This window comes from Nocardioides taihuensis, from assembly GCF_042657275.1.
In the GTDB taxonomy this organism is placed as follows: domain Bacteria; phylum Actinomycetota; class Actinomycetes; order Propionibacteriales; family Nocardioidaceae; genus Nocardioides; species Nocardioides taihuensis.
On record NZ_JBHSKD010000003.1, the window covers coordinates 104,458 to 124,321 of the forward strand.

Here is a 19,864-nt window from a genome sequence, read left to right on the forward strand (position 1 = left end):
AACCTTACTGCACAAACATAGTCTTGCCACACACAAGATGGTGGCGCGCGGAACCTAGTGTCGAGCGCACATGGGACTGAAGGGATCGTCAGGTGAACTCCACCGAGATCGCTGCAGCGCTGTTCGCGGCGTATAACGCCGGCGACCTGGACGCCGTCGAGCGCCTCTACTCCAAGGACGCGGCGCATCTCGAGGTCAACTCAGGGCGTTCGAAGCAGGGCCCGCAGACGATCCGCGACGGCATGAAGTTCTTCCTGACCGCCTTCCCGGACGCCCATTGGCGCGTCGTCGACCTGATCGCAGACGAGGAGCGCGCCGCTGTCACCTACGTCCTAACCGGAACGCTCGCAGTCAGACTCGGGCCATTCGCGCCGAACGGTCAGCGGTTGTCCCTCGACGGGGTCATGGTTCTCCATACGGAAGCCGCGTCGATCTCCAAGTCGGCCGACTATTGGGACTCGGAGACGTTCGGCCGCCAGATGGCAGTCGACGCGCCGGCCGAGCACGACAGTGACGGTGCCCAGCTTGTCGGATCAGGCGACTGACCACCGCGCGCGATGAAGGGAGTGTGGCTGTGCGAAGTATCGCGATTGTGGGCGCAGGCCAGGCAGGTGCCCAGCTTGCCCTCATGCTGCAGCAGAGGGACTACGACGTCACTTTGGTCACGGATCGGACTCCGGATCAGGTACGCAGTGGACCGGTAATGTCCAGCCAGCTCATGTTCGAGACTGCCTTGGACATCGAGCGATCCCACGGGCTCAACCACTGGGATGCTGACGTCCCGCTCATCGAGGGCGTCCGCTTCACGATTCGTGAGGACAGCGATGTCGTCACCAGCTGGCAAGCGCCCTTCGAAGGGGCAGCGCAGTCAGTCGACCAACGCGTCAAGGTCTCGGCCTGGGTGGAGGAGTTCGCCGAGCAGGGCGGAAACCTGGTGATCCGTTCGGCCGATCTGAACTACCTTCAGACGCTCGCCGACGAGAATGACTTGGTCGTGGTCTCGACCGGCAAGGGCGACCTGGGTCGCATCTTCCGGCGCGACGTCGAGAAATCCAGGTTCGACAAGCCGCAACGTGTCATCGCCATGGCATACGTCCATGGCCTCAAGTCGCGGGGCGAGCACGATGAACTGTCGTACACGCGGATCCCCGACGTGGGTGAGTACTTCGTCTTCCCAGCGCTGACGTGTTCCGGCGCCTGCGACATCATGGTGTTCGAAGGTGTGCCCGGGGGTCCCTTGGATTGCTGGGAGGACGTGAAGACGCCCGAGGAGCAACTGACCAGGAGCCTGGAGCTTCTGGAGAAGTACTTCCCCGATGAAGCCGACCGTTGTGCCAATGTGACCCTGACTGACCCCATGGGTGTTCTTCGCGGCCGCATCACACCGACGGTCCGTCACGCCGTCAGCGAACTCCCCAGTGGAGTCTTGGTGCTAGGCATGGCCGACGCGGTCGTCCTGAACGATCCGCTCACTGGTCAAGGATCGAACCATGCGGCCAAGTCTGCCGAGGCCTACTTCGACGCGATCATTCGTCAAGGAGACAACGAGTTCGACTCCATCTGGATGCAGCGCACCTTCGACCAGTACTGGCGGGGCTGGGGTCAGTGGTCGGTCCAGTGGACAAACTCGTTGCTGGTGGAGCCGCCTCAGCACCTGGAGCAGCTCCTGATCGAGGCTGCGGACAACCGTGCAGCAGCAGCAGATATCGCCAACGGGTTCGACGACCCACGACTCTTCTACCCCTGGTGGTTCGACGCTGGGGAAGCCCGACACTTTCTCGAGCAAAAGCAGCAGCAACTGACCGCGGCCTTCGACGAGCGAGCGCTGCGCAACGCGTTCGGCCAGTTCGCCACCGGAGTGACCGTCGTGACGAGCCGGGCTCCGGACGGGCGGCGCATCGGTATGACCGCTAATTCGTTCGCGTCCGTCTCCCTCGATCCGCCGCTGGTCATGTGGTGTCCCGCCAAGTCCGCCCCAAGCGTCGGTGACTTCCGCTCTGCTTCCCACTTTGCTGTCAACGTCCTCAGCGCCCACCAGCATGCTCTCTCACGCCAGTTCGCCACGCCGCTCAAGGACAAGTTCGCTGGCGTTGAGGTGACGGAAGGGCTTGTGGGCTTGCCCCTTTTGAGCGAGACGGTGTGCGCGTTCGAATGCCGCACCGTTGCCACCTACGACGCCGGCGACCACGTCATCTTCGTCGGCGAGATCGAACGCTATTCGGCGACCGGGGGCGACCCGCTGGTCTTCCACGCTGGCGCATACCAGGTCGCCACCAAGCACCCAGACATCTAGTCAAACCGAATCAGGAGTCACCATTCACATGAGCAGCGACGCGCTGGCATCACTGAGCCACGAGGGCCGGCGGTTCGCTCCTCCGACCGAGCTCGCCGAGCAGGCGAACCTTGGTGAGGAGGCCTACGCCCAGGCAAGCGCCGACCGGGAGTCGTTCTGGGCGAAGCAGGCAGAGAGGCTCGTTTGGAATCAGCGGTGGCACCGCGTACTTAATTGGGACAACCCACCCTTCGCGCAGTGGTTTGTCGGCGGCAAGCTCAACGCGAGTTACAACTGCGTGGATCGACACGTTGAAGCCGGGCAGGGCGAGAAGGTTGCGCTGCACTGGGTCGGCGAGCCGGAAGGCGATACGCGTGACATCACCTACGCCCAGCTCCACGCCGACGTATGCCGCGCTGCCAATGCGCTTCTTGACCTCGGCGTAACCCGGGGTGACCGGGTCGTCATCTACATGCCCATGATCCCCGAGGCCGTCGTGGCCATGTTGGCGTGCGCCCGCATCGGTGCCCTCCACACCGTCGTCTTCGGCGGCTTCTCGTCGGAAGCCCTCGCGGCGCGCATCGTCGATTGCAGGGCCGACTTCGTCATTACGGCAGACGGCGGCTACAGGCGGGGTACCGCCTCCGCCCTCAAGCCCGCCGTCGACGGTGCGCGTCGCAAGGCGGCGGAGGAGGGGCACCGGGTCAAGAAGGTGCTCGTCGTGAGGCGCACGGGCCAAGAGGTCGCCTGGGACGACAGCGTTGACACGTGGTGGCACGAAGCCGTCAATCATGTTTCCTCCGTTCACGAGCCTGAGGCATTCGACTCAGAACACCCCTTGTACGTGATGTACACGTCCGGCACGACGGGCAATCCCAAGGGCATCCTGCACACCACGGGCGGCTATCTCACGGCCGCGGCGTACACGCACTGGGCGATCTTCGACCTGAAGGTCGACACGGATGTGTACTGGTGCACAGCCGACATCGGCTGGGTCACTGGTCACACGTACCTGGTCTACGGCCCGCTGGCCAATGGTGCGACACAGGTCCTGTTCGAGGGCACTCCGGACAGCCCCGAGCCTGGTCGTTGGTGGAAGATCATCGAGGACTACAAGGTCTCAATCTTCTACACCGCCCCGACCGCAATCCGCTCCTTCATGAAGCAAGGAGAGGCAATCCCGGCTAAGTACGACCTCTCGACGCTTCGGGTGCTCGGATCGGTGGGTGAACCGATCAACCCCGAGGCCTACATCTGGTATCGACGGATCATCGGGGGAGACCGCGCGCCGGTTGTCGACACGTGGTGGCAGACCGAGACCGGGTCGGTGATGATCAGCCCCCTGCCCGGTGTGACGGCTGGAAAGCCGGGGTCAGCGATGATCCCGATCCCCGGTATCGAGGCTGACGTTGTCTCCGAAGCCGGCGAGTCGGTGCCGAACGGGTCTGGCGGCTACCTCGTCCTCACCGAGCCGTGGCCATCCATGCTCCGCACGATCTGGGGCGATAACGAACGGTTCATCGAGACGTACTGGTCGCGCTTCAGGGGTGGTGGTGTCGATCCAGATCGTTGGTGGTACTTCGCCGGTGATGGCGCCAAGAAGGACGATGACGGCCACTTGTGGGTGCTGGGCCGGGTCGACGATGTAATGAATGTGTCAGGACACCGTCTCTCCACCACTGAGATTGAGTCGGCGCTCGTGTCGCATCCCAAGGTCGCCGAGGCCGCGGTGGTGGGGGCGAAGGACGAAGACACGGGCCAGGCGATCTACGCCTACGTCATTCTTCGCAATGAAGCGGGCGACGGTGGACCGGACATCCTCGAGGAACTCACTGACCATGTCCGCGGCGAGATTGGTCCCATCGCCAAACCGCGCCAGATCATGATTGTGCCGGAGCTTCCCAAGACCCGATCCGGCAAGATCATGCGCCGGCTCCTTCGCGACGTCGCGGAAGGCAGTGCGGTTGGCGACACCACGACGCTCGCTGACTCATCGATCATGGACCTGATCTCGGCTGCCCAGACTGCCTCTGTGGCTGAGTGAGATGCCGACCGAGATTTGTGCTCAGTGGACAGCCAGGGTCGGACGCGATCGAGCTCAACGCAGGGAAATGCGCCGATGATCGCCATCATCTCCTTGGATCGCGTCCGCCCTCGAGAGCGCCGTGTCGCGGCGGGCTTCTTCGATGGGATCCATATCGGTCATCGCAGCACGATCAAGGGCTGTGACACGGTGCTGACATTTGACCCACACCCTCGAGCTGTGGTGGGCACTGCCGTTGCACCGAAGCACCTGTCGACCCTGGCGCATCGGGCCGAGATCCTGGAGTCACTTGGAGTTCGCGAGCTCGTGGTCATTGACTTCAACAAGTCCCGGTCGCGCCAGACTCCAGACGCATTCACCCAGGAAGTGTTTGTCGACGCCCTCCGCGCGACCCACGTCCACGTCGGTGCTAGCTTTCGATTCGGATTCAAGGCGGCCGGTACGCCCGAGAGCCTGGCTGCCGACGGGCGGTTCGCAGTTCGTGTTGCGAGGACTGTGAGCGTCGATGGTGAAGTGGTCTCGTCCACGCGAATTCGCGAGTTGATCGAGCGAGGTGACGTCAGCCGGGCAGCGTCCTTGCTGGGTTCCTTCCCAGAAGTGGTAGCCACCATCGCACCAGGCGAACGATGCCAGGCCACCACCAGGACTGCCGTACGCCTGTCAACATCCTCGTGTCTCCCGGTGCCCGGGCGCTACGGATGCGTCGTGAACGGCGTAGCGGGTGTGCTTACGATTCCTGAAGCCGAGCGCCTGGTTGGCGGTGCAACCATCGACCACCCAGTTTCCTTGCCGGCAGGCGCGCTCATCCGCATCCAGTTGACCTCGGGCTCGGGCGTTTCCCAACGTCCCGCGCCACCCGTCGTGCTACCCGCCGAGTTCTGTCACGGGCCGGGCCGCCAGTCATGCAGCTAGCGGTGCAGGGCGTGAGCGGGGTGGTGGCACAGCTCGTCGCCCATGTGACGCGGATCGCTGAATCGGCGACTGGACGCTCGTCCGCAGAGACCTTCGCTCGAACCAACGAGGCATTGCTGCGAGCGGTCCATTCCGACCTCTCCCCTAGCTGCGACCCGGCTGGGGATCTTGGCGCACGATGAGGACTTGGGGGGCAGTTGTCTGGCCTGCCGTGTTCGCCGTCCTTGACACTGTGCAGGAAGGTTACTAGCCTGTCGGCCAACCCTCGGGATCATCTCCGCAGCGACACGCGGAGCCCTTGACGCGGACCCGACTGGGTCCGGTCTGACCGCATGTTCAGTTCCAGGAGGCTGTCATGAAGGTATTGCTCGGTTACGACGGCTCAGAGTGCGCGAGGCGTGCGCTGGACCGCGCCGCAGCAATTGCGGGCACCGATCCCGTGCTCGTGGTTAGCGTGGCTCACTCCACCGGAATGGCGCTCCATGCGTCGGGCGCGAAGGTGGAGAAGGGCGAACTTCGGTCTCACGCCGAGAACCTGCGCGAGGCTCACGAACTGCTGACGAAGGCCGGCGCGAAGGCTGAACTGCGCGAGACGTTCCAGGCGCCCGTGGGTGAGGTGGCAGAGGCACTTACTCACGTTGCTCAGGAAACGGGAGTCGACGTGATCGTCGTTGGCAGGCGTGGCATGAGCGGAATCAAGCGCCTGTTCGCGGGTTCTGTGAGCGAGGGCGTGGTTCGTCATGCCACGTGTGACGTCTTGGTCGTCCACTGACCGCATACGCAACGCCTGGGCAACAACCGTCTTGCCAAGGGAGGCTCCTCCAAAGACTTAGGGCCTCGCGCTCACTCCATCTCCTGAACCGGGCAGGGTGAGCTCGAGTGTGGCCACCGCGTCCTCACTGACCCCTGACGGACGCGGGCAGCAGCCACAACAACGCGGCGTGACGCTCCTGGGGCGCTCCCAAGGGCTCCGCCGCACGTGCGGCGCTCCAGCCGGTCGGTATCGGCCGGAGCGCCGCCACCTCTGCCTCCCCTCCCGCGGCAAGGGTTCCGCCCCCGCGGGAGGGGGGAGCCAATCCAGCGGTGGATGTCCCAACGGCACCGATTGCCGAGTTGTTCTCTAGTCAGTCAAGGCGCCGGCTCCGCCGGCGCGCGGCCTGGCGGCCGGCGCTGGCGCGCCGTCCTCGGCCGCTACTCGACCCAGACGAGCTCAGCGGGAAACGTCCGTCGAGCTGGCTCAGCCTGCGTGAACATCCACCGGAAGTAGTCCTCCTCTGTCACGACGTCGAGCACTGTGCGCCCCGTCGCGTCCTGACGTGTCGAACTGACCGCTCGCATGTCGTAGACGAAGCCCTCCGGAGTGGAGAGGATGACGCGCCTTCCGCGCAGCGAAGGCTCGTCGAGGACCCGACGTGGCTCGCGTACCGGCGGCGCCCCGAAGTAGGGGAGGCGCTTGGCTTGCTGCCCGGACACCTGGAACCCCCTCAGTTCGTCACCGTGGACGCATCTCGAGCCAGAATGACTGGCCCGACCCCGCCGCACAACCGTGATCTCCCGTGGCGAGGTAGTCCGCGTTCAGCGCGAACCCCGGGACAACTGTCGCGCCAGCGCATCGCGCACCCGCCCACTGGGCGGCGATGCCGACGTCCTTCAGCTCGTCGTCGACAGCTTCCAACTGCCGCTGGCGCGAGCTCAGCGCAACCGCTGGCGGCAGGCCGGCGTCGTTGAGCTGATCGAGCAGGCGGAGATGACTCGTGGCGATTCCGTCTCGATCGGCGTTCAAGAGGCTGACGATCGGGAGGGTTCCCTGATCCGACTCGAGGAGGGCCCACGGTGCGTCCTGGCGGACCATGCCGTGCCGGCCCAGAGCGAAGCGGTCCGCGGACCAGACGAAAGACGTTTCGCGGGCGGTTGACCAAGACGCCCAGACGCCTCGGGCGCGAGCAATCGCCGCATGGACGTTTCGTCCCGACGGACCCTGCAGGACGAGGACGTCGGATCTCCTCGAGAGGACTGAGGCGAGAGCTCGTCTAAGAGGGTCACCGCGCATCGTGTCGGGAAGCCGTGTTTGCACGAGCGTCACCGGGCTTCCGCCAGAGGCGTCGGCCACGGATGACACGCCGGCCCCCTCCGCGGCGCTGTGAGTCGCCTCCGTCAACCAGGCCGATGGATCCGCAGTCGCGTCATCGCCCTCGGGGTGCACCTCGAAGTGCAGGTGGCACCCTGTGGCGTTGCCGAGATCCCCGACAACACCGATGCGCTCGCCAGCGGCCACCCGGTCCCCCGTGTCGACGTCGATGCTTTGCATATGGGCGTACCAGGTCGACACGGACCGGCGCTGAGCGCTGATCTGCACCAGCCATCGACCCGCCCAGTCCTGGTCGGTCCGAACTGTCACGATTCCGTCCGTTGCCGCCAGGACAGTTGTCCCGCACGCCGCTGAGAGATCCGTGCCCGTGTGCGTGCTCTCCCAGTGCGAGCCGGCGTTCCCCCAGTTCTGAAGATCGATGTACGTCGCTTCAGGCGCCAGCGGGAAGACGCGTTCCCCGTTCCACGCCGCCGTCGCAGCGCAGTCGCCCTGGGGGACAGACCCGAAGTACGACGCCTCCTGGATACCGCTCGACCGCTCCTCGGCCTCGGCCAGAAGCTGCATGGCAAGCGGTACGTCGTCGTCGTACGCGTCCGGGTACGCAGAGTGCTGCACCGCCTGCCCTGCAACTCCGTAGTCCATCTGGGTCCAGACCGGGACGCTGAGCAGCCGCTGGTAGAACTTGCGAGCGGCCGTCGGCGGATCCATCAGCTCGCGCATGGTGCCCCACCACGGGAACTGCTGTTGGAAGATGCCGAGCGATCCGTGGTCCGTGCCGACCGCCTCGTGTGGCAGATCGAGCGAAGCCTCGATGCCCGCTTGGCTCGCCTCCAGGTCGTCGCCGCGTCCGTCGTTCGCATAGTTCCGGAAGCCGGACTCCTGGTGCGCGACGGCGAGGGCGACGACCATCGCACGCTGAGGAACGCCCATGCGGATGCCCTGATCGATGATAGTTGCTGCATTGGCACGCTGCCGTGCGTCGAGGTGGGCCGCTCCTGCGTCGGCTGCGAGCACGATCGACCCCGACCCGGGGGCACACATGTCATCCAGATCGGTGGCGCCGCCCATCAGGACCATCACCATCAACAGGGGCACGCCGCACAACAACCCGAGTGCACCCGTTACGGCGACAAGCAGCAAGGCCCTTCCGCGTCGCTGCATCACGACGCCTCGAGGTCGTCCGACGGGTGGTAGATCGGGTAGACATCCTCCCCGTCGTACCACTCGGGCTCGGTCGGAGGCATGGGCACTGTGCCACCGCTGGGAGTGGGCACAAAGCCGGGTTCGAGCTCCCGGTGTCGTGGCGCTGAGCGGTCAGTAGTTGGGCCAGGTCCCTGCCGGGGGGCAGGCGGTTCGGGAGTCCTGGGCGCCTGCGACTCAGTGGCTGGCGCTGGACGGCCAGCCGGCAGTGCGCCCGTGGGCCGCCGAGCCGGCGAGACAGGAGTCGGTCGAGCTTCGGCCCGTTCAGGAGGCGCCGGCTTGGCCTCCTCCTGTGCATTCGCGACGACGGCCCCAGCAGCTGCGCCACCCGTGGCGGCAGCGACACCGATCTTGGTCACGTCCTTGGCCAACCGGCCACCCGATCTCGCCGTGGACCCGATGCCTCCCGCTGTACTGCGGAAGTGGTCACCATCGGCGCTCACCATGGACGTGAGTCGTCGGAACGGTCGGAGCGCCACCCACATGATCAGACTGAAGATCGGCATGAGGACGAGACCCAGCCACGCCGGCGCACCCTGAGGGTCGAGCAGGAGGCCGAGTACCGCCACGGTCACGCCCGCGCCGACGCCGAAGATGATCGCGTTGATCACCGCCGCGCCGACGGTGCGTGCCAGTCCCACCACCAGCCCTCGCGAGGCAGGGAAGGCACCCAGCGTCGCGAAAGCGGGGAAGAGCATCACGCCCAGCCGGACGATGAGGTAGCAGCCCACAAGGAGCAGCGCTGACAGCAGCAGGAACGGCAGCGCCAAGAAGGTTCCGACGGTGGCCAGCATGGCGTACCCGATCCGGGTCTCAGACCGACGGCCCGTCAGGTATTCGTACGCCTCGGGATCCTCGTCCTCGATCCGTTCGGCGGTCGACTTCCAGGCGTCCTGCTTGTCCTCGATGATCTGCTGGCCCTCTTCGGGATCGCTCTCGAGGACCGCGGCCTCGCGCCACGTCAAGGCCTGCGAACGGAACAGTTCCGGCCCGTACTTCCTGGCCGTCTCGCTGTCGGCGCTGCCCAATGTCCCGGCGAGCCATGATCGGTACAGGATCTGGTCGTGGACGCCCGATGCGACGGCCGTTCCTGGGTCGACGTTGCCTCCGTGGCCGTCCAGCTCGGAGACGACAGCGCCCAGGGTGCTGGTGACGGTGTCGTCGGCAGCGTGTCCCGCCTCGACGGGCCACCGGAAGAGCGCGGTCGTGATCAGGATGACCATCAGCGCCCAGCCGACGGCCGCGGCCGTGGTGGCCAACGACGCCCGACGTGCCTTGAAGATGATGAGCACGCCCAGTGCGGCGATGACCACCGGGATCCACGATGCGAAAAGGCTGTCGTGCAGGGCAGTGGAGACCTGCTCGACGCTCGGATCGAGGCCGGTGAGGAACGAGGGGTTGAAGGCAACCTTGGTCAGCGAGCCGGTGAGTGCCGTGAGGGCGAGAGGAGCCTGCATGGCCCAGTTGCTCATCGCCGTTCCGATGACTGCGTCCGGCTGCCGCATCGCCTCCGGGCCGCATCCGAGGTCGTAGGTGTGCCAACGCAGGCCGGCGTAGCCGTACTGCTGGTAGATCGTGGTGCTCGATCCGGACTCGAACGGGTCTGCCTGCGGTGGGAGCGACTCAGGCGTCTGGTCGAAGAAGCCTGCGATCCCGCGCCCCGGGACCTCCGGTGTCGGCGCCTCCTTGCAGTCCGAGAAGCCGGGGATCGCGTCCGCCGGGGTCGGGAGCAGCAGGGCCAGACCCAGGACCACGGCGGCGAAGGTGGCCAGCCGCAACAGGATGAGACGCGTCATGCCACCCGCTCCTGATCAGGCCGCCGCGCCTCTCCAGCGGTCGTGTTCAGGGCCTCGAGCAGCCTCGGATTGCCGGTCAGGTCCACTCGCAGCTTGTCCACGTTGCCGTCGACGTCGCGCATGACGAACTCACGTGCCGCCGTCTGCCCACGAGCACCCGACAGCGTGGCCAGCGAGCGTTCGTAGCCCACGCCCACCGGGACACGCAGCATCCGGAGCCCGTCGCGGGCTGCGTCCTCGTCCTCGAGCCGACCCACGAACGCGGCCGACATGAAGTTGGCGACGTCCATGCCCAGCACGTCGGAGGGGTTCTGCGAGGCAGCGAGCACGCAGGTGTTCCACTTCCGGGAGTCGCGGCCGAGTCGCGTGAAGAGTGCTCGCCCGGCGGACCACTCACCGAGAAAGTGGGTCTCGTCGAGTGCGACCAGTTTGCGGCTGCGCATGTCGCGTCCGTAAACCGCCCGGGTCGCGTACCAGGACGCCAGGTGTAGGAGCGGCACCGCCAGTTGCTCGGAGGTCGACCAGTGGTCCCGGTCGACCGAACGCGGTGGCAACACGAGCCCGGGCATGGTCAGGACGGTCAGGCGAGCATCGAGCTGCGTGCCGGTCGCATCGGCTCGCGGGAAGAACAGCCGCGCGAGCGGCAGCTCGGCCATGTCGCTGAGGTAGTTGGCGACGATGCGGCCGTGTGGATTGCTGCCCTGCTCGAGGTTGTGAACGATGTCCCACATCGAGGCTGAGCGCTCGCCCCGAGTCGCGCGTACCGCATCCGAGATCACCAGGGACGTGCTCGGCATCGAGGCGACTGAGGCCGGCAGCAACATCTTCGCCACGTCCATCGCCAGGAGCTTGCGGTCCTGTGCCGCGAAGACCTCGGCTTCCTGGAAGGCGTCTTCCGACGCGTAGGCCGCTCGGCTGGGCGAAGCCACGACCTCGAAGGGGTTGAGGGTGCCACTCGCAGCCGTGGTCAGGTCGAGGTGCCGGCTGTGCTCTCGCAGTTCCGGCATCTCGGTGAGACGCGCCAATGGCCCTGAGGGGTCGAGGACGACGGCGGGGATGCCCCGTCGCACGGCCTCGTAGGTGATCTGTCCCAGCAGGACGCTCTTGCCGGCACCGAGTCCGCCAACGACCGGAACAAGGCCTGACGTCTCCCGGACCTCGGTCGCGTAGTGAGTGTCGAACATGACCGCCCTCCGCGACGAGCCGGCCGTGTACCCGACGTACGGTCCACGTCGATCGCCAAGGCGGCTGGAAGCAGTGGCGACGCCGGCCGCGACGTACAGGGTCGGCAGACGGCGCCGGTACGCCGAAGTCGAGACCGGTTCGCAGGGCATGAACTCCCGCAGCAGCCCGTACTGACCGCGCGGGTGCTCGATGGTGACCCGCCGCGACCGGTAAGACGTCCGAACTTGCCGAACGCGCTCCAGGCACTCCTCCTGTGTGCGCGCCGCCACCGCCAGTCGGAACCACCCGTGCACCCGCGCAGAAGCAACGTCGACACCGCGGGTCATCTGGTCCTCGACCTCGCGAGCGTGCCGAGCCTGACGGTCCAGGGCCAGCGGCTCGTCGAGGTCGTGCTCGGCGAAGTGACGCTGCATGTCACGGACGACCAGAAGCTTCTTCTGGATCGCCTTGCGGGCGTCGACACCGGAGAGCACGTCGAACTGGCAGGACCACTCGACCGGGAACGGGAGCCGGTCGGTATGGGCGAGCCAGGGATCGTGACCCGGATCTGGAGCTTCGATCTCCTCCAGCCGGCCCACCGACATGACGGCGACGTGACGCTCGACGGGTGCCGCACCTCCGCGACTCGTGACCTTCACCGTGCGACCGAGCCTCTCGGTCTCGACCAGGACCTGGTCGGTGAAGCTGTGCAGGTCATCGGAATCCCAGGGGTCGTCGTCAAGCGGTGACAACTCCGTTGGGGCCGGCAGCCCGAGGGCCATCGAGCGCCTCAGCAACCACTCGAGCTCGAGCGAGGTGGCTCGCCTGCCCTCCACGCCCGGCAGGGCAATGACCTCGTCCACTCTCTCGATCTGCGGACGGAGCCGTGCGTGCTCGATGTTGCCGGGGTGGCGCCACACAGCCCCGATTGCGCGGTGCGATGCCGAGCGGTGCGCGAGCCGCACGCCGAGGAAGACCTCCTTCTCGGCCATCGTCTGGTGGCGCAGGTGGTGCTGCATCGTGACCATGTGGTCTGCCCACGACTCCGATGATTGGAGAGCGTCGGGGGTGAGGCGGTGCAGCTCGCGTGCCCACTCAGCCGTGGGGTAGGGGCGTGACGACACACGGAGGTGGATGCGATGGCCGGCCAGCCAGGCCAAGGCGTCTCCGATGCCGAACAGAAGCAGCTCCCGCTGTCCGTCCGATCGGAACGACCAGGGCTGGGTGGGTAGCGCGTACCAGGCCCAGGCCTCGTGTCGGCTGAAGCAGAGGTGGCCCTCGATGTTGCGAAGAGCGAGTCCCGCCTCGTCGACCGGGTCCTTCTCCCGCCTACGCATGCTGCGGCCCCCTCACCCGAACGCGCGGTGTGAGCGCGACCTGACGCCTCACCTTCGTGCCGCCCGGAGCAGCGAGCTCTGTGCGGAGCAGTTCCCACACGCTGGAGAGAGGCCGATCGTGGTCGATCACGCCGGTGAGGGCGTACGTCGCCAGGATCGTCAGCACCAGCTCCCAGACGGGCGGGACTGACACGTGGATGGGAAGTGCCGCTTCGACCAGCAGCACGGACACGAACAGCACCAGCCAGATGCCGTACGCCGAGTACCTAGCGGACCAGGGCAGCGTGAAGCCCTTCGGGCCGAGCCACACCGCGTCGACGCGGTATACCTCGTCATCGGGTCGGATCAGCACGGCGTCACTCCGCGAAGACGAAGCTCGCGATGTTGTCCGCGAACCCGTAAAAGAGAGCGGCGCCGGCGATGACGATGCAACCGAGCATGATGTTGGTGATCGTCATGGCGTTCTGGCTCATCTGTCCCTTGCGGGCGCTCGCGATGATGCCGATCCCGACGACGAGCAGAACGATGGGGATGATGTTCTTGACGCCCCACTCCACGATGCCGTCGGAGTTGAAGTCTGGGGCCATCACGATGATCTGGCTGACCTGCTTGGACATGGTGTTACCTCCCGAGAAGGGCTCGTCGAGGTAGCCAGCCGATCGGCCGTCTCTCCCGAGCGAGCACGGACACTTCAGCGTTCTTGCTTGGGCACAACGCTCGCGCAATCCGGTGCCCATTCGTAAGAGGGCACGCCGGGCCTGTGGATAAGTGGCATCGGTGCCGTACCAATCGGTTGAGAACGCCCCGACCTGCCTTATTGGCCACGTCACTAAGTCCCACATGCATGGATTGGACGCAGACACCCCGGTGGCTGGACGAATGCGGACGTCCCTGGGGAGCGCCAAACGCCGCTCCGATGCCGGCGTGCCGACGAGCACGCTGTCCCGGCCGGGACAAATCTCGAGTCGGGCCGGTCACGCGGAATCGTCCCAATCAGCTCCTCGCAGGCGCGGAGTGGGAGATGCTCTTTGCCATGTCTAGTTGGGGGAAGGCACCCGGGGATTCGGCTCAGGAGAAGTACGACGAGCTGCTCCGGTCCTGGCGTCGTCGCAACCGAAAGCCCTTCGTAGTGGTGGCACTTGTCTGCGGAGCGATCCTCGTCGCTTCGTTCGGCGCGGCGCGCATCTGGCCGCCCCTCGCCTGGTGCTTCGGAGTCTTTGGCGGCGCCGCCCTCGCGTTCTGGCTGCTCGCTCGCCTCACACCGCCGGGGTGGATCGAGAACTGGCAGTCAGGTGCCTGGGGGGAGCAGGCCACCGCGAGAGCTCTTCGTGAGCTCGAGAACGAGGGATGGATCGTCCTTCACGATCTACCCATGGGGCGGGGCAACGTTGACCACATAGTCATAGTCCCAGCCGGGGTCTACCTGCTTGACTCGAAACGCCTCGGTGGCGTTGTAAGTGTCGATGACCAGGGCGTCACCGTACGCCGGCTCGACGACCCCGCGCTTACCTACCGACAGGCTGGGGATGCACATCTACTTCGGCTTGCTCGCCAGACGCATCAACAGATCCTGTCCGCCAGCCGCATACGAACCTGGGTGACCCCAGTGATGGTCATCTGGGCCGACTTTCCTCAGGATGTCGCCGAAGGGCGATGCACGTACGTCCACGGCGACCAGCTCGTCAGCTGGCTGAGGTCGCGCCCGGCGGCGATTGCACCAACGCGGGTCCGACAGGTGGCCGACGCTGTGCGGATGGCTTGGGACCCGACCACGCAACGGGCGGCCCAGCCGGAGGCGTGACCCTAACGATGATCGAGCCATACGGCCCGTGGGTCTCGTGGTGCAGTCCCGTCCAGCGGTTCTGCCTAGGGGGTGGACTCGCTCCCGGAGGCGGAGGCGCCCTCATCGATTGAGGGCTCGCCTGGCTGTGGCTCCTGTGCCTGGAGGCCGGTCGGGTCGGCCACGACGAAGTCGAGGTTCCGAGCCTCGAACGTGAGGGGGTCTGAAGCCGGCTCAGGCTCTTTGACTTCGTCTTGCGAGGAGAAGTCGGCCGAGGCCAGCGCGGCGGGGATGTTCTCGTCGATGTCTGGAGCCGTGGGGTGGCTGGGTCGCAGCTTTGGAGGCGCTGCGGCCCATGCCCGCACGGACCCGAGGACGTCGCCGTAGAAGCCGTCGACGGCAACGAGGACCGAGTCGATGAAGCAGCCCCGTCCCCGACCCCGCTTCTTGCCGAGCGGTGTCGTGGCGGCGACACGGAAGGCGCGGAGCTCCCGGGCCGGGTCTGCGACCAGGCTCGCAGGGTTCTCTCGCACCGTGGCCAGAAGCTCGGCCGCCGATGATCCGCGGGAGTGATGTGCGAAGGCTTCGACACGGGTAGAGCCAGGGGCGTTCTTGAGTTGTCGCGCGATCCAGTTCACGCGAGTCGTCGCCCGCCCCTCCTTGGGCGCCTCGACGTCGACGTGGCAGGTGATCGTTGAGGCGCGGAGATCGGCGGTGATGACCAGAGGGCCGACGGTGTCGGGGATGCGGATCGTGCCGGAGAGGACGCCGCTCTGGCAAAGAGACTCCGTGAGTACCTGTGTGCGGAGCGTCGGTTCAGCGATCTCCTTCCGGGACAAGACCGGTACGACCTCGGTACCGAGCTGGCGGCCAAGCTGGAGGCTGGTGAACCGCAGCAACGCGTCGAAGCGGGCGGCGACCTCAGGCACCCCCTTGTCTTGCGAGCGCAGCGTGCCGGTCGCGACTGCGTCACGGACGGCGACCCAGGCCTCGCCCATGTCATCGAACTCCAGAGCGCCCGACTTGCCGTGCTCGAGATAGCGGATCAGCTCGCCGAGAATCCAGGCTTGGTCTGGGTCGGCAACGCCGCGGAACTCCTTCTGAAGCACAGCCTCGGCCAGGACTTGGGACCAAGAGACGTGGTGGAGGGCGACCTTGCGGGTCTTGCGGCGGTCCACCTTGGTCGGGTGTTGCCCGGCGATGGCTGGGATCTCATTCGAGATCGTGATGACGGCGTCGAAGCCCTCGTTGCGGGCGATGTCGAGGTAGTTCTCGAGCTGCGGGGCGCCCAGCTGGTTGGAGCCGGTCTTCACCTCGACAAGAGCGGTCCACGACTTCGCGCCCCGCGACACGCGGATGAGCCCATCGGGGTAGAGGCGCTGCTCGCCCAAGGTGAACGGCACCTCGATGAAGCACTCCATGGCGCCCGACGGTGCGCCAAACGGCTTCACGAACGCCCGACCGAACTCCTTGACCGCGCCGAGCACCGCGAGCAGTGCCGAGGTCGCGCGCCGCTCCTGCTCCTCTGCTCCGTTGATACCGGAGGTTGGGATGAGCCTTGCCTCGTGCCAAGCCTCTTCAGCCACTACCTGCCCCCGTCCCGAGAGATCCTTGATCTGCGCCTCGCGGTGAATGGCGAATCGCTGGGCGCGACGGTACCCGGACCGAAGCGTTCCGGGGCGGAAGTTGACCCAGTCGAGCCAACTCGGCGCGGCGGGCCCGCCGCTGTGGCACACAACTCGGGAAGACCCCTGGCGGAGGCGGCGTCGTGACCACGAGGGCTGTCGGTCGCCTGATGTGGGGGAGGGTCGCGTGGGTCGCCCATCGCAGCGGTGGTGAGTCGCTTCCGGAGTGACGGGTCTATTGGAGGACCTTGTTCGACTTGGTTCGGTTGCACCGCCAGCAGAGCGTCTGGAGGTTCTCCGGGGTGGACATTCCGCCCTTGGAGACTGGCATGATGTGGTCCACCTCGAGCAGGAGGTGTGGCTCTGCTGCTACGGAGACCGAGCAGCTCTGGCAAGTGTGGTTGTCGCGCTCCTTGATAAAGAACCGAAGCCTGCTCGTCATCAGCGCTCGCTGGCCAGCAGCGCTCTTCTTCCAACGAATCTTCTGTCCGAGGGTCTCGATAAGCGCGTCAAGCGTCGGGGTGTCAAGCGTGACTGTGGTTCGCTGCGAACTGTTACCTCCCGCACTCACATACTCGAAGACGTACGTCGGGTAGGGGACCGAGATGGGTGCCAGTTCGACTCCGACTTGCTGCATGAACTCGTGTTCGTAGTGCTTCAGGATGAAGCGTGGGGGGTCGACCGATCGCGTGATGCTGGCTTCCCGTTCGTGGAGGTTGCTGAGTGTGGCTTCGAGCCGCGCAATGCTCTCGTTGAGACGCTCGACATCTTCTAGGGTCTGCTCGCTCGGCTTGATATTGAAGTACTTCATCACGTACTTGATCGGGTCGGCGCTGGCGTTGCGCGTGACCTGCAGCGAGCAGTTGTGCACGTTGGGAGCTTGGTAGTTCGCCAGGTTGCGGTCTCGCCGGTAGTTCCAACTACTTGTGTTTTGAGAGGTCGCCAGGTGTGCCTGTGCGCCAGTGGCCGTCGCACCGATCCGGAAGGAGCCTCGAGCACTGATCTCTGCGGCGTACTGGCCGACCTCATTGTGCTCGGCGACCACAGACACGATTTCATCCCTGTGCGCCGCGAACTCCTCGCTGGCGAAATAGCGCTCCTTGCGGATGTACCGCACGATCCGCACAACCGCCCAGACCGCGAGCGCAGCCACCGCGAGTACTGTCAAAACATCCATGGAACCGAGTTTTCCTTCTGATCTCGTCGTGGTCTCGAACGCGAGCCAGGTGAGCTGACCGACGGGTCTGAATGAGTTCACACCTCGGTGCTGGCTGCCGGCTGTCTTGTCTTTTCCAGCGAAGCGTTTCTGGCGCCCCACGGGGTGGAGGCGCTGTCAGCCGAGCAAGCGCTTCTTCGCGGCTGCAAACTCATCCGCTGACAGAGCTCCGGCGGCGTGCAGGTCGGCCAGTTGCTTCAACTGCGCTGACACCTCACCCCCCGGGATTGCTCCAACGGATTGCGCAAGCACGGTCTCCGCGGCGGCCTTCAAGGACCGGATCGAGGTTAGTTGCGTGCCGCTCGGGTTGCGGGTGGTGAAGGTGCGGACCTTCGTGTTCTCGCCCGTTACCGTCACGTAGATCACTCCTCGGTTGTTCGAGGCAAGGAGCGACAGCCCGCCAGTCATCATGGCCGCGCCACTCCTGCCCGTGACCGACTTGCGCCGCATCGAATCTGCGTCGTGGTCGAACCCGATGAGGCGATCGCGTGCCGATTCCTTGGCGAAGGTGCTCTGCACCGTGAACGTGCCGTCCTTGTAGATCTTCATGGTGGTGGCGCTGTCCACCATCCCTCGAGCGAGTTCGTCAGGATCCGGCATCAGCGATGCCCAGAACCCCTTGCGCTCTTCTGCCACGATTCCCCCAATCGTTTGTGGCACCACAGGCTTCCCCAGGCGCCGGTGTCGCGGACCACGGTATCCGCGAGACAGCCAACTTGTGCGCGAACTCGCACCTCGCGCTTGTGCCGACACATTTGATTCGACATCTCGTCCACGCAGGCGTCGGTCCAGGACGATTCGGTCGGCTCAACCCTCGACGCGTCAATGTGAAACGCGGCGGAGGGACGCGCACAGCGCAGCGTTTCCTTGCACGCACGGGTATCCGCACCATCCGCCTCAAGGCACAGGCAGAATCCGCTCCCTCAGCGCTTCTTGCGTGAAGTCTTCGGCATTCGCCGCCCTGCTGCGATGTAGGGGTCGAGCACCTTTCGCATCTCCCGGCCGTGCTTTGCCGAGAGGTCGATCTCGTAGTCGACTCCGTCGAGCGAGAAGGAGACAGTGCCGCCGGTGCCCGGGCGAATCTGGCGACCATCGAGGTCGTCGATGTGGACGGTGATCGTTCGCTGCAAGAGTGGGTCCTCATTCAAGACGATGAACGGTCCCGAGACCTCTAGCGTCACTCTATGCCGACGCGGCTTCACCGCGGCGGATAGACGCCGCCGCTTCGCGCCTTTGACGTACCGAAGACATACCGAAGACGACGCACTACGGCACGTTCGCGCGAGACGCGCACGATGGATTTTCATTCCCCGGGAAGGGATGCACTAGGCGGTTCTAGGGCCGACTGGCGTCCAGATCAGGCATCCCGCCCATGCATTAGACCCCTGCCCATGTATGCACGGGCTGACCAGTCTCGCTGAGGTCCACGTACCGCGCCGTCATGTCTCGGATCGCCTCCCGCCGGTTCAGGTTACGAGCTTCAAGTTGTCTGATTGCGTTGAGCTGCCAGGTCGCTCCGTTTTGCTTGGTTACACAACGCTGCTCAATGTTTCCCAGCAGCAGGTCGCTCGTCTTGCCATCGACCTGGCTTCTGGCCAGGCCGTCCTGAGCCAGCGGCAGCAGTCGCTGAAGTACGAGGTCAGTCACTGACACCAGGCCCAGCCCTGGCCAATAGATCGTTGCAGTGATGCCATTTTGTGAGCAGGTGTGGAAGTTCTCCTCAGCTGCGTCGAATGACAACTTCGTCCAGAGCGGGCGCTCATCTTCGGCGAAAGATCGCATCAGCCCAATGTAGAAAGCGCAGTCAGCCGCGATGTCCGCCGGTGTGGGCCCGACCGGGAGTACGCGATTCTCTATCCCGAGCTGAGCGCGTCCGTCGGCGACGTCAAAGACGGGTCGATTCCACCGGAAGATGGTTGAGTTGTGCAGGACAAGTTCCTGCAGACACGGGAGTCCACCACCTTCTAGCGCGACGAGCGGGTCCTCTTCGTCGATCTTGGGAAGCAGCGCTGAAAAGTACCTAGCGTTCTCTTCGAATAGGTCGAAAGCTGAAGTTATCCATCGCTCTCCGAACCAGACCCGGGGACGGTTCATTTGGGCCTTCTGCTCTTCCGTCCGCGTGTCCTGGGACTGTTCCAGAAGGGGGATTCTCGTTTCGTGCCAGAGTAACTTCCCAAGGAACGTAGGCGAGTTTGCGCCCACGGCCACTTGGATGCCAGCCAGACATCCAGCCGCGTTCCAATACGCCGCCACATCATCGGGAGAGATCACTGTCCGAATGGTCAGGCTGTTACACAGGCTGGAGGGTGCGACGGAAGGGCTGAGTACGTGCACTCGTTCCTCGCCAGCAATTGAAATCAGGAAATCTGGCTCATCTGACGCTTCCGTGGGTGGTTGATCGCGCCTGAATGGCCGCACGCCGTTCCCGC

Annotated in this window: 17 protein-coding genes; 6 read left to right on the forward strand and 11 right to left on the reverse strand. The window is 65.3% G+C overall.

All coding sequences use genetic code 11. The features are described from left to right. Nucleotides 1–92: 92 nt before the first annotated feature. The 5 genes from ACFPGP_RS02985 to ACFPGP_RS03005 all read left to right on the forward strand — a co-directional run bounded on the left by ACFPGP_RS02985 (nucleotide 93) and on the right by ACFPGP_RS03005 (nucleotide 6,000). Entirely contained in the window at nucleotides 93–545 is a 453-nt protein-coding gene (locus tag ACFPGP_RS02985) for an ester cyclase (protein ID WP_378586660.1), read from the forward strand. 83 nt (nucleotides 546–628) lie between these two features. Next, on the forward strand, nucleotides 629–2,293 hold the full coding sequence (locus tag ACFPGP_RS02990; protein WP_378586661.1) for a flavin reductase: 1,665 nt from the start codon (nucleotides 629–631) through the stop codon (nucleotides 2,291–2,293). A gap of 28 nt (nucleotides 2,294–2,321) precedes the next feature. Beyond that, the gene (gene acs, locus ACFPGP_RS02995) at nucleotides 2,322–4,316 is read left to right on the forward strand and encodes an acetate--CoA ligase (protein WP_378586663.1); all 1,995 of its coding nucleotides are present in this window, start codon (nucleotides 2,322–2,324) and stop codon (nucleotides 4,314–4,316) included. Between the two features lie 75 nt (nucleotides 4,317–4,391). Continuing rightward, nucleotides 4,392–5,228: a hypothetical protein gene (locus ACFPGP_RS03000; RefSeq protein WP_378586665.1), complete on the forward strand. Its 837-nt coding sequence runs from the start codon at nucleotides 4,392–4,394 to the stop codon at nucleotides 5,226–5,228. A 355-nt stretch (nucleotides 5,229–5,583) separates the two neighbouring features. Further along, nucleotides 5,584–6,000 (forward strand): universal stress protein, encoded by a 417-nt coding sequence (locus tag ACFPGP_RS03005; protein WP_378586668.1) that lies wholly within the window; start codon nucleotides 5,584–5,586, stop codon nucleotides 5,998–6,000. A gap of 419 nt (nucleotides 6,001–6,419) precedes the next feature. Here the strand turns inward: ACFPGP_RS03005 and ACFPGP_RS03010 are convergent, their stop codons facing one another. The 6 genes from ACFPGP_RS03010 to ACFPGP_RS03035 are packed head-to-tail and all read right to left on the reverse strand — an operon-like array spanning nucleotide 6,420 to nucleotide 13,431. Then, the gene (locus ACFPGP_RS03010; protein ID WP_378586671.1) at nucleotides 6,420–6,701 is read right to left on the reverse strand and encodes a hypothetical protein; all 282 of its coding nucleotides are present in this window, start codon (nucleotides 6,699–6,701) and stop codon (nucleotides 6,420–6,422) included. A 19-nt stretch (nucleotides 6,702–6,720) separates the two neighbouring features. Continuing rightward, nucleotides 6,721–8,478 (reverse strand): M23 family metallopeptidase, encoded by a 1,758-nt coding sequence (locus ACFPGP_RS03015; RefSeq protein ID WP_378586674.1) that lies wholly within the window; start codon nucleotides 8,476–8,478, stop codon nucleotides 6,721–6,723. After that, nucleotides 8,478–10,313 (reverse strand): hypothetical protein, encoded by a 1,836-nt coding sequence (locus ACFPGP_RS03020; protein WP_378586677.1) that lies wholly within the window; start codon nucleotides 10,311–10,313, stop codon nucleotides 8,478–8,480. Before ACFPGP_RS03020 ends, ACFPGP_RS03015 begins: the two co-directional genes overlap by 1 nt. Then, nucleotides 10,310–12,814: an ATP-binding protein gene (locus tag ACFPGP_RS03025; protein WP_378586680.1), complete on the reverse strand. Its 2,505-nt coding sequence runs from the start codon at nucleotides 12,812–12,814 to the stop codon at nucleotides 10,310–10,312. Before ACFPGP_RS03025 ends, ACFPGP_RS03020 begins: the two co-directional genes overlap by 4 nt. Continuing rightward, entirely contained in the window at nucleotides 12,807–13,166 is a 360-nt protein-coding gene (locus ACFPGP_RS03030) for a hypothetical protein (protein WP_378586682.1), read from the reverse strand. The genes ACFPGP_RS03025 and ACFPGP_RS03030 overlap by 8 nt, the downstream gene beginning before the upstream one ends. A gap of 4 nt (nucleotides 13,167–13,170) precedes the next feature. After that, the gene (locus ACFPGP_RS03035) at nucleotides 13,171–13,431 is read right to left on the reverse strand and encodes a hypothetical protein (protein WP_378586685.1); all 261 of its coding nucleotides are present in this window, start codon (nucleotides 13,429–13,431) and stop codon (nucleotides 13,171–13,173) included. A gap of 404 nt (nucleotides 13,432–13,835) precedes the next feature. Here ACFPGP_RS03035 and ACFPGP_RS03040 point away from each other — a divergent pair, with 404 nt between their 5' ends. After that, nucleotides 13,836–14,615 (forward strand): nuclease-related domain-containing protein, encoded by a 780-nt coding sequence (locus ACFPGP_RS03040; RefSeq protein WP_378586688.1) that lies wholly within the window; start codon nucleotides 13,836–13,838, stop codon nucleotides 14,613–14,615. A gap of 65 nt (nucleotides 14,616–14,680) precedes the next feature. Here the strand turns inward: ACFPGP_RS03040 and ACFPGP_RS03045 are convergent, their stop codons facing one another. The 5 genes from ACFPGP_RS03045 to ACFPGP_RS03065 all read right to left on the reverse strand — a co-directional run. Next, entirely contained in the window at nucleotides 14,681–16,180 is a 1,500-nt protein-coding gene (locus tag ACFPGP_RS03045; RefSeq protein ID WP_378586690.1) for a hypothetical protein, read from the reverse strand. A 274-nt stretch (nucleotides 16,181–16,454) separates the two neighbouring features. Beyond that, entirely contained in the window at nucleotides 16,455–17,537 is a 1,083-nt protein-coding gene (locus ACFPGP_RS03050; protein ID WP_378586693.1) for an HNH endonuclease, read from the reverse strand. Between the two features lie 15 nt (nucleotides 17,538–17,552). Further along, a complete protein-coding gene (locus ACFPGP_RS03055; RefSeq protein WP_378586696.1) occupies nucleotides 17,553–18,071 on the reverse strand; it encodes an SHOCT domain-containing protein in 519 nt (172 codons plus the stop codon). A gap of 287 nt (nucleotides 18,072–18,358) precedes the next feature. Next, entirely contained in the window at nucleotides 18,359–18,565 is a 207-nt protein-coding gene (locus ACFPGP_RS03060) for an Lsr2 dimerization domain-containing protein (RefSeq protein ID WP_378586699.1), read from the reverse strand. 247 nt (nucleotides 18,566–18,812) lie between these two features. Beyond that, a partial coding sequence (locus ACFPGP_RS03065) for a glutamate--cysteine ligase (RefSeq protein ID WP_465263243.1) occupies nucleotides 18,813–19,864 on the reverse strand: 1,052 nt, incomplete at its 5' end.

Excerpts from the sequence above, each read along its gene's own strand:
- ACFPGP_RS02990 (WP_378586661.1), top strand. The coding sequence starts at position 629 with ATGCTGCAGCAGAGGGACTACGACGTCACTTTGGTCACGGATCGGACT.
- acs (WP_378586663.1), top strand. The coding sequence starts at position 2,322 with ATGAGCAGCGACGCGCTGGCATCACTGAGCCACGAGGGCCGGCGGTTC.
- ACFPGP_RS03000 (WP_378586665.1), top strand. The coding sequence starts at position 4,392 with ATGATCGCCATCATCTCCTTGGATCGCGTCCGCCCTCGAGAGCGCCGT.
- ACFPGP_RS03005 (WP_378586668.1), top strand. The coding sequence starts at position 5,584 with ATGAAGGTATTGCTCGGTTACGACGGCTCAGAGTGCGCGAGGCGTGCG.
- ACFPGP_RS03015 (WP_378586674.1), bottom strand. The coding sequence starts at position 8,478 with ATGCAGCGACGCGGAAGGGCCTTGCTGCTTGTCGCCGTAACGGGTGCA.
- ACFPGP_RS03020 (WP_378586677.1), bottom strand. The coding sequence starts at position 10,313 with ATGACGCGTCTCATCCTGTTGCGGCTGGCCACCTTCGCCGCCGTGGTC.
- ACFPGP_RS03025 (WP_378586680.1), bottom strand. The coding sequence starts at position 12,814 with ATGCGTAGGCGGGAGAAGGACCCGGTCGACGAGGCGGGACTCGCTCTT.
- ACFPGP_RS03035 (WP_378586685.1), bottom strand. The coding sequence starts at position 13,431 with ATGTCCAAGCAGGTCAGCCAGATCATCGTGATGGCCCCAGACTTCAAC.
- ACFPGP_RS03040 (WP_378586688.1), top strand. The coding sequence starts at position 13,836 with ATGCTCTTTGCCATGTCTAGTTGGGGGAAGGCACCCGGGGATTCGGCT.